This window comes from Streptomyces sp. Ru71 (genome assembly GCF_002920535.1).
GTDB lineage: Bacteria > Actinomycetota > Actinomycetes > Streptomycetales > Streptomycetaceae > Streptomyces.
The window spans coordinates 21,836-31,362 of the sequence record NZ_PQSS01000084.1; the positions used below are offsets into that span (position 1 = coordinate 21,836).

The following is a 9,527-nucleotide window of genomic DNA, read 5'->3' on the forward strand; positions in this document are numbered from 1 at the left end:
GCTGCGGGCACGCGAGGCAATCGCAGCCAGCAAGCCCTTAAGGAGCCGTGCCATGACCGTCGACGCCCCAGCCGCCACCGCGCCCCTTCCTCCCCTTGCCGCACGGACGTCGGCGATCGGCGGGTCCCCGGTACGCGACATCCTCGCCGTCACCGCGCGCCCCGAGGTGATCAACTTCGCGGGCGGGCTGCCGGCCCCCGAGCTGTTCGACCGCGCGGGCATCGCGGCCGCCTTCCGAGAGGTGCTGGAGCACAGCCCGACGCGGGCCCTGCAGTACGCCACGACCGAGGGCGAACCGGGGCTGCGCGAGGCGCTGGCCGCGCGGATCACCGGGCGCGGGCTGCCGACGTCCGCCGACGACCTGCTGGTCACCACCGGTTCCCAGCAGGCGCTGTCCCTGCTGGCCACCGCGCTGATCGAGCCGGGGGACACGGTGCTGGTGGAGAACCCCTGCTACCTGGCCGCCCTCCAGGTCTTCGGACTGGCCGGCGCCCGCGTGATCGCCGTACCGGGCGATGAGCACGGCCCCGATCCGCGGGCCCTTCAGGAACTGGTGGAGCGGGAGCGGCCCAAGCTGCTCTACACCGTGCCCACCTTCCAGAACCCCACCGGGCGCACCATGCCCGCCGCCCGCCGGGCCGAGCTCGCCGCCGTGGCCGCGCGGTGCGGGCTGTGGATCGTCGAGGACGACCCGTACGGCGAGCTGCGCTACGACGGTGAGAGCGTCGGCTGGATCGCCGCGCACGACGACGCCCGCGACCGCACCGTGCTGCTCGGTTCCTTCTCCAAGGTGATGGCGCCGGGGCTGCGGCTGGGCTGGCTGCGCGCCCCGAAGGCCCTGCGCCGCGCCTGCGCGGTCGCCAAGCAGGCCGCCGACCTGCACACCCCGACCGTCAACCAGCTCGCCGCCGCCCGCTATCTCGACGTGCTCGACGCCCATGTGGAGCACGTGCGTTCGGTCTACCGGGAACGCCGGGACGCGATGCTCGCCGGGCTGCCGGACACCCTGCCGGCCGGCTCGACGTGGACGCGGCCCGAGGGCGGCATGTTCCTGTGGGTGCGGCTGCCGTCGTCGTACGACACCACCGCGCTGCTGCCGCAGGTGGTGCGGTACGACGTGGCCTACGTGCCCGGTGCGCCGTTCTTCGCCGCCGATCCGGACCCGCGCACGCTGCGCCTGTGCTTCGTGACGCAGACCCCGGAGGAAATCACGGAGGGCCTGCGCCGACTGTCGAAGGGTCTGGCCACCACCTGAACGACCGAGCCCCGGCCGCCCTTTGGGAGGGGTGGCCGGGGCCCAGTGGTGCGTCGTGCGTGCGTTGTGCGTGTCAGCCGAGGGCCGATGACCCCGGCCGACGGCCGAGGTCAGAGACGCTCAGGCGTCCTGATCCCCAGCAGGGCCATGCCCTGGTGGAGGGTCTTCGCCGTGACGTCGCACAGGAACAGGCGGTTCTGCACCTGCTCCGGCGTCTCGGCCTTCAGTACCGGGCACTTGTCGTAGAACGTCGTGTAGAGCGACGCCAGCTGGTACAGGTACGCCGTCATCTTGTGCGGGGCGTACTCCGTCGCCGCCTCCGCGACCGTCTCCGCGAACGCGTCCACGTGCAGGCCCAGTGCGCGCTCCGCCTCGTGCAGTTCCAGCTCCGGGTGGGCGGCGGGGCGGACCTCGCCGGCCTTGCGGAGGATGGACTGGATACGGGCGTAGGCGTACTGGAGGTAGACCGACGTGTCGCCGTTCAGCGAGACCATCTGGTCCAGGTCGAACTTGTAGTCCCGGTTCGCCGACGTCGACAGGTCCGCGTACTTCACCGCGCCGATGCCCACCTGGGCGCCCCGCTCGGCGATCTCCTCCTCGGAGAGGTCCTGCGCCTTCTCGCGGACGACCGCCGACGCTCGGTCGATCGCCTCGTCGAGGAGGTCGACCAGGCGGACCGTCTCGCCCTCACGGGTCTTGAACGGCTTGCCGTCCTTGCCGAGCACCGTGCCGAACGCCAGCTGATACGCCTTGACGTCGTCGTTGAGCCAGCCGGCCTTGCGGGCCGTCTCGAAGACCATCTTGAAGTGCAGGGACTGGCGGGCGTCCACCACGTAGATCAGCGAGTTCGCCTTCAGGTTGAAGACGCGGTCGCGGATCGCCGAGAGGTCGGTGGCCGCGTAGCCGTAGCCGCCGTCCGACTTCTGCACGATCAGCGGGACCGGGTTGCCGTCCGGGCCCTTGATGTCGTCGAAGAAGACGCACAGGGCGCCCTCGGAGCGGACCGCGACGCCGGACTCCTCCAGCAGGCGGCAGGTTTCGGCCAGCATGTCGTTGTAGCCGGACTCGCCGACGATGTCGGGGTCGCGGACCTCCATGTCCAGCTTCTCGAAGACGGAGAAGAAGTAGATCTTCGACTCGTCCACGAACTTCTGCCACATGGCGAGCGTGTGCGGGTCACCGGCCTGCAGGTCGACCACCCGGCGCCGGGCGCGGGTCTTGAACTCCTCGTCGGAGTCGAACTTCTTCCGCGCGGCCTTGTAGAGGCGGTCGAGGTTCGACATCGCCTCCTCGCCGGTCACCTCGGCGTCCTTGTGGTCCAGCTCGTGCGGGTGCTCGTCCAGGTACTGGATGAGCATGCCGAACTGGGTGCCCCAGTCGCCGATGTGGTGCCGGCGCACCACGTTCTCGCCGGTGAACTCCAGCAGCTGCACCACCGAGTCACCGATCACCGCGGACCGCAGGTGACCGACGTGCATCTCCTTGGCCACGTTCGGCTGCGCGTAGTCGACGACCGTCGTGCCCGGGTGCTCCGCGAACGGCACACCCAGCCGGCCGTCGGTGTCCGCGGCGCGCGCGGCCAGGTTCTCGGTGATCGCCCTGTCGGTGATGGTGACGTTCAGGAAGCCGGGGCCCGAGACCTCGATGTCCTTGATCACGTCACCGGTGGTCACCTGCGCGACGACCTGCGTGGCCAGCTCCCGGGGGTTGGCCTTGGCCTTCTTCGCCAGCGCCAGGATGCCGTTGGCCTGGTAGTCCGCCCGGTCGCTTCGTCGCAGCAGCGGGTCCGCGCCGGCGGCCTCGGGAAGGGCGGCCGAGAGCGCGGCGGAAAGGCGCTGGTGGACGGAGGCGGTGAGGGACGTGACCGAGGCCATAGGAATGGGTGCCGTTCTCCTCGCGGGGTGTGTGGACACGGCCAGTATCCCATGGGGGGTAAAGGGGTTTTCCGGACGCGCGCGGCCGCGCCCCCTCTCAGGCCCGTGGGCGGGCCCGGCGGCGCGCTCGGCGGCGCGCTCGGCGGCGCAGGAGCAGCGCACCACCGGTGGCCGCGACCGCCGCGCCCGCCGCCGCGGCGGTGACGACCCGCCACGGCCGGTGGACGGCCTTGGGCGAGGGCGGCTCGGCGATGGCGAAGTCGATGCTGTCCGCGTTGTTCGCCGAGTCCGGGTCGTCGGGCACGCCGCTGACGGAGGCGGGAGCCCGGTAGGTCGTGCCGGTCGCCCTGCGGGGGAAGCTCCACACCACGGGCAGGGTGAGGCTTTCGCCCGGGGGCAGATCCGGCAGCAGGCACATCACCACGCCCGGGTCGGTCCAGCACTGGTCGGCGGACTCGCCGTACCCGCCGGGCCAGTGGTCCCCCATGACGTCCATCCGCAGTTCCAGTTGCGTGGCCGTGGCCGGACCGTGGTTCGTCACCACCAGCGGCGTCCTCACCGTCTCACCCGCGGCGACCGGACCGGCGGGCTTGCGCCACGCGAGGCCGATATCGGCGGACGGATCAGGCGTGACGGCGTGCGCCACAGCCGTGGACGCGGCCAGCAGTGCCGGCACGGCCGCGCCCACGGCCCAGCGGTGACGCACCGGATCAGTGCTGCCGACGGCGGCGGCGCAGCCCCAGGGCCAGCGCACCGCTCGCGACGGTGAGCGCCGCCGCTGCCGCCGCGGCCGTGGTGAGGTTGCCGGTGCCGGTCGCGGCGAGCTGCCCGCCGTCGCCGCCCTGCGGGGTGGTGCCGGTGGCGGGCGCCGTCGTGGAGGCGGTCGGCGTGGGCGTCGACGTCGGCTGGGGGGTGGCCGTCGGCGAGTGCGTCGGCGTCGGAGTCGCCGTCGGCTTGGCGGTCGGGGTGGCGGTGCCCTTCGCGACGTTCAGGACCAGGGTGGCCTTGTCGTTGGCCGGGTTGCCGTCCAGCGGGCTGCTGTCGTACAGGGCGGTGGGCACGCGCTGCGTGGTGCCGGCGGCTTCGGCGGGGAAGTTCCAGGTGAAGGGGAGCGTGACCGTCTCGCCCGGCGCCACCTCACGGAAGACGTCGCAGGTGATCACATACGGGTCCCACCAGCAGCCGGGGTCCATCGTCTTGGGGCCGTAGGAGTGGTCCATGTCGAGGCGGACGGCCTGCAGCGGGACCGCGCCCGGGCCGTGGTTGGTCACCAGCAGGGCGGTCCGCACGTCCTGTCCGGGCTTCACCGGGCCGGCCGGCGCCTGCCAGGCGATGCCGAGGTCCCCGGGCTGCCGGACCCGCACCGACCCCGTCCTGGTGTTGTTCGCGGGCTTGGGGTCGACCGTGTCGCCGATGTCGGCGGTGGCGGTGAACGACAGCTCCGTGCCCACCGGCACGTCCTGGCCCACCTTGGCCAGGACGTGGGCCGACACCGACCCCGTGGACCCCTCACCGCGCACGCACGTCAGGGTGCGGCCGTCGGCGGACGCCGAGCACTCGTCGTCGCCGGAGTCGTCGCTGGTGCCCGTGTACGTCACGCCCGCCGGCAGCGCCACCTTGAGCGCCAGGTGGGGCACCTCACCGGTGAGGGCTCCGGCACTCACGCGCACGGCGACCGTCCCTCCCGGGGTGACGACGTCGTGGTCGAAGCTCTGCTGTACCTCCACGTCCACCGGGTCGGCGGCAGGGGCCGCCTGTGCCCCGGCCGCCGACGCGGCCAGCAGTGACAGAGCGGCGGTTCCCATGACGGCGTGCGCGCGTGCCCAGCGTCGATACATGTGTGGTCCTTCTCCGTGTTCGTCGAGTGTGCGGATGGAGGAGCGGCGAGTCGCCGCTCAGTGCGAGCCCTGCTCCCGGCGCCGGCCCCGGGCCCGCGCCACCAGCGCGCCGCCGGTCAGGACCAGGGCGGCCGCCGCCCCGGCGAGGGGCAGCCCGTCCGTCCCGGTCGCCGCGAGCCCGCCGCCCTGCGGGGTCGCGCCCGTGGCCGCCGGGGGCGTCGGGGTCTCGGACCCGGTGGGAGCCGCGGACGCGGTGGGGGCCGGCTTCCGGGTGGGCGTGGCCGGCTCGGTGATCGTGAAGATGAGGGGGGCCTGGTCGTTCGCCGGGTCGGGGTCGAGGAAGTCGGCCGGGTAGAGGTCGGTCGGCACGCGGTAGGTGGTGCCGGCGGCCTTGGCCGGGAAGTTCCAGGTGAAGGAGTAGGTGTGGGACTCGCCCGCGGCCAGCTCGGGCAGATCGCAGATCAGCTCGCCCGGGTCGGCCCAGCAGCCGCTGTCGTAGCCGGGCTTCGGCCAGTGGTCCCAGCCCATCCAGAAGCGCACCGCCGTGTGCTGGACCGTGCCGGGGCCGTGGTTGGTCACGACCAGCTCGGTGCGTACGTCCTCGCCGGGCTTCACCGTGATCCGGTCCCGCTTCCACGCCACGCCCACGTCCGGACCCGAGCCGGCCGTCACGGACGCCGCCGCCGTGTTGTCCTCGGGGTGGGTGTCGACCGCGTCCCCGATGACCGCCGTCGCCGTGACCGGCAGGGTGGTGCCCGGCGCCACGTCCGGGTCGATCCGCATGGCGAGCTGCTCCCAGACGTGGTCGTGCGGGGTGTCCAGCGAGCGGCAGGTGATCACGCGCCCGTGCGCGGACGGCGTGCAGCGCGTGTACTCCAGGTCGTGGTGGTCCGTGGGGCGCTGGTACGTCAGCCCGCGCGGGAGCGTGATCACCGTCGCCAGCTCCGGGACCGAGCCCGAGACCAGGTCCGTGGCCACGTTCAGCTGGAAGATACGGCCGGGCGCCACCGTCGTCGGCTCCGGGCGCAGGGTCGTCTTCACGTCGGCCTGGGACGGGGCCGCGGCGGGGGCCGGGGCGGCGGGTGTGGCGGTCGGGGTCGGCGGGGCGGACGGAGTCGCCGGGGAGGTCGGTGACGCGGCGGGAGTCGGTTGCGCTGTGGGGGTGGCCGGTCCCGTCGGCGTCGGTGTCACCTCGGTGGGGGCCGTGGGGGCCGCCTGCGCCGCCGGTGCCATGAAGGCCGCGAGCAGCAGTGCCGCCGTCGCCGCGCCCGTCGTCCGGGTCCGTCTTCCGTCGCCCCGCATGTGCCCCACCTCTCCCTCGGCCGGTCCACCGAGCAGTTGGACCGGTGAGGGAAGGGAACGGTTGTACCAAGGCTGTGAGAAGTCGTTTTCCGGCTTGGCCCCGGGCCTGGGACAATGGGGGCGGCCGGCCGTGCGAGACGTACCGGCCGCCGTCTGAGAACTCCCCTGAGAACTCCCAGAAAAAGAGGACGTGCCGATCGTGGCTCAGAGCACCGAGACCACCGACTGGGTCTCCCGTTTCGCGGATGAGGTCATCGAGGAGTCGGAGCGTCGGGCCCCGGGCAAACCGGTCGTCGTCGCCTCCGGACTCTCTCCCTCCGGCCCCATCCACCTGGGCAACCTGCGCGAGGTCATGACCCCGCACCTGGTCGCCGACGAGATCCGCCGCCGCGGGTACCAGGTGCGCCACCTGATCTCCTGGGACGACTACGACCGCTACCGCAAGGTGCCGGCCGGCATCGACGGGATCGACGAGTCCTGGGCCGAGCACATCGGCAAGCCGCTGACCTCCGTGCCCGCCCCGAAGGGCTCGCCGTACCCGAACTGGGCCGAGCACTTCAAGGCGGCCATGATCGAGTCGCTCGCCGAGCTCGGCGTCGAGTTCGACGGCATCAGCCAGACCCAGCAGTACACCTCCGGCGTCTACCGCGAGCAGATCCTGCACGCGATGAAGCACCGGCAGGACATCGACGCCGTTCTCGCCCAGTACCGCACCAAGCCGAAGCCGGCCGACCAGAAGAAGCAGCAGGCCAAGCAGAAGCCGGTCGACGAGGCCGAGCTGGAGGCCGCCGAGGGCTCCGGTGCCGCCGCCGAGGACGACGGCTCCTCCGGCTCCGCCGGGTACTTCCCGTACAAGCCGTACTGCGGCAACTGCGAGAAGGACCTCACCACCGTCACCGCCTACGACGACGACTCCACCGAGCTGACGTACTCCTGCACGGCGTGCGCCTTCTCGGAGACCGTCCGGCTCAGCGAGTTCAACCGCGGCAAGCTGGTCTGGAAGGTCGACTGGCCGATGCGCTGGGCCTACGAGGGCGTGATCTTCGAGCCGAGCGGCGTCGACCACTCCTCGCCGGGCTCCTCGTTCCAGGTCGGCGGCCAGATCGTCGGCATCTTCGGCGGCAAGCAGCCCATCGGCCCCATGTACGCCTTCGTCGGCATCTCCGGCATGGCGAAGATGTCGTCCTCCCGTGGTGGCGTGCCCACCCCGGCGGACGCGCTGAAGATCATGGAGCCGCAGATCCTGCGCTGGCTGTACGCCCGCCGCAAGCCCAACCAGTCCTTCAAGATCGCCTTCGACCAGGAGATCCAGCGGCTCTACGACGAGTGGGACCGCCTCGACGCCAAGGTCGCCGACGGCTCGGCCCTGCCCGCCGACGTCGCCGCGCACTCCCGCGCCGTGCGCACCGCCGCCGGTGAGCTGCCGAAGACGGCCCGCCCGCTGCCCTACCGCACGCTGGCCTCCGTCGCCGACATCACCGCCGGCCACGAGGACCAGGCGCTGCGCATCCTCAGCGAGCTGGACCCCGAGCAGCCGCTGGCCTCCCTCGACGAGGCCCGGCCCCGGTACGACAAGGCCGAGGCGTGGATCAACACCCACGTCCCCGCCGACCAGCGCACCATCGTGCGCGACGAGCCCGACACCGAGCTGCTGAAGTCGCTCGACGACGCCGGCCGCGAGTCCCTGCGGCTGCTGCTCGACGGACTCGCCGAGCACTGGTCGCTCGACGGGCTGACCCACCTCGTCTACGGCGTGCCCAAGGTCCAGGCCGGGTTCTCCGCCGACGCCACGCCCAAGGAGCTGCCGCCGGAGATCAAGACCGCCCAGCGGTCGTTCTTCGCGCTGCTCTACCACCTGCTGGTCGGGCGTGACACCGGTCCGCGTCTGCCCACGCTGCTGCTCGCGGTGGGGCAGGAGCGGGTGCGGCGGCTGCTCGGCGCGTAAGCGGTACGACATGAAGAAACGGACATGAGGAAGGGGCCCTCGGCCGAGGGCCCCTTCCTCATGTTGTCTGCGCCGGTCCTACGCGATGTGGTCTTCCTGCAGCTGCGCGGAGTGGCGGTTGGTGAAGCGGTTGACCATGCGTTCCGCCTCGCCCTTGGGGAGCTCGACCCCGAACGTCGCCTGCACGTCCTCCCGGAACTGGCCGGCGGTCGGGTAGCTGCCGTCGATCGACTTGCGGAAGACCAGGTAGAAGTCCTCCTCGGTCGGCTCAGGCTCCGGGGTGCCGCCGCCGTCGCCGAGCTCGCGGGTGCGGTTGGGGCCGACCGGGATGGGGAAGCTGCCCGTCTCCTCCGGAGAGGGCTCCTCGATGGGGGGCTCCTCCTGGTACTGGTCCTCGTACTGCTCGGCCTGCTGTTGTTCGGCTATCCACTGGGCGTACTGCTCGGCGGGGTCGTAGTTGGGGTCGTAGCCGCCGTGGTATTCGACCTCGCGGGGGTTGGCGAACCACGGGCTCTCGTCGGGTTCGGGTTCGGGATCCGGACGCCCGGCGTCGCTGCGGGCCAACTCGGGCCGCTGCTCGCTGAGAGGTGCCGACACCCGTGCCGCCCCAGCGGCACGACTGCCCGCAGCTACGGACGTCGGGTGGGGAGCCGCGTCCAGCTCCGGCTTCGGCGCCGGCGGAATGAGAGCCGGTTCGATGCCTGCTGCTGCCAGGCCTGCCGGGGCCGTTTCCGACAGGGGGACGCCGTAGCGGGCCAGGCGCAGCGGCATCAGGGATTCCACCGGGGCCTTGCGGCGCCAGGCGCGGCCGAAGCGGGAGCGCAGGCGGGCCTGGTAGACCAGGCGTTCCTGTTCGAGCTTGATGACCTGTTCGTAGGAGCGCAGTTCCCACAGCTTCATGCGGCGCCACAGCAGGAAGGTGGGGATGGGGGAGAGCACCCAGCGCATCAGCCGGACGCCCTCCATGTGCTTGTCGGCGGTGATGTCGGCGATCCGGCCGATGGCGTGCCGGGCGGCCTCGACGGAGACGACGAACAGGATCGGGATGACCGCGTGCATGCCGACGCCGAGCGGGTCGGGCCAGGCGGCCGCGCCGTTGAAGGCGATGGTGGCCGCGGTGAGCAGCCAGGCGGTCTGACGCAGCAGCGGGAAGGGGATGCGGATCCAGGTCAGCAGCAGGTCGAGGGCGAGCAGCACGCAGATGCCCGCGTCGATGCCGATCGGGAAGACGTAGGAGAAGTTCCCGAAGCCCTTCTTGATCGCCAGTTCGCGGACGGCCGCGTACGAACCGGCGAAGCCGATACCGGCGATGA

7 protein-coding genes are annotated in these 9,527 nt (G+C 72.0%); 2 read left to right on the forward strand and 5 right to left on the reverse strand.

Annotated elements, in window-relative coordinates:
* The first annotated feature begins 52 nt into the window (after positions 1-52).
* Entirely contained in the window at positions 53-1,255 is a 1,203-nt protein-coding gene (locus C3489_RS32315; protein WP_103785673.1) for a PLP-dependent aminotransferase family protein, read from the forward strand.
* Positions 1,256-1,365: 110 nt separating this feature from the next.
* On the opposite strand, the gene argS is transcribed toward C3489_RS32315, so the two are convergent.
* The 4 genes from argS to C3489_RS32335 form a co-directional block, all read right to left on the reverse strand.
* Positions 1,366-3,129 (reverse strand): arginine--tRNA ligase, encoded by a 1,764-nt coding sequence (gene argS / locus C3489_RS32320; RefSeq protein WP_103785674.1) that lies wholly within the window; start codon positions 3,127-3,129, stop codon positions 1,366-1,368.
* Between the two features lie 97 nt (positions 3,130-3,226).
* Positions 3,227-3,883 (reverse strand): DUF11 domain-containing protein, encoded by a 657-nt coding sequence (locus C3489_RS32325; RefSeq protein WP_103785675.1) that lies wholly within the window; start codon positions 3,881-3,883, stop codon positions 3,227-3,229.
* Positions 3,840-4,967: a hypothetical protein gene (locus C3489_RS32330; RefSeq protein WP_103785676.1), complete on the reverse strand. Its 1,128-nt coding sequence runs from the start codon at positions 4,965-4,967 to the stop codon at positions 3,840-3,842. Before C3489_RS32330 ends, C3489_RS32325 begins: the two co-directional genes overlap by 44 nt.
* Positions 4,968-5,024: 57 nt before the next feature.
* On the reverse strand, positions 5,025-6,269 hold the full coding sequence (locus C3489_RS32335) for a hypothetical protein (protein WP_146075379.1): 1,245 nt from the start codon (positions 6,267-6,269) through the stop codon (positions 5,025-5,027).
* A 190-nt stretch (positions 6,270-6,459) separates the two neighbouring features.
* Here C3489_RS32335 and lysS point away from each other — a divergent pair, with 190 nt between their 5' ends.
* Positions 6,460-8,214 (forward strand): lysine--tRNA ligase, encoded by a 1,755-nt coding sequence (gene lysS, locus C3489_RS32345; protein WP_103785679.1) that lies wholly within the window; start codon positions 6,460-6,462, stop codon positions 8,212-8,214.
* Positions 8,215-8,292: 78 nt separating this feature from the next.
* Here lysS and C3489_RS32350 read toward each other — a convergent pair whose 3' ends face one another.
* On the reverse strand, positions 8,293-9,525 hold the full coding sequence (locus C3489_RS32350) for a DUF2637 domain-containing protein (RefSeq protein ID WP_258055052.1): 1,233 nt from the start codon (positions 9,523-9,525) through the stop codon (positions 8,293-8,295).
* Positions 9,526-9,527 lie beyond the last annotated feature (2 nt).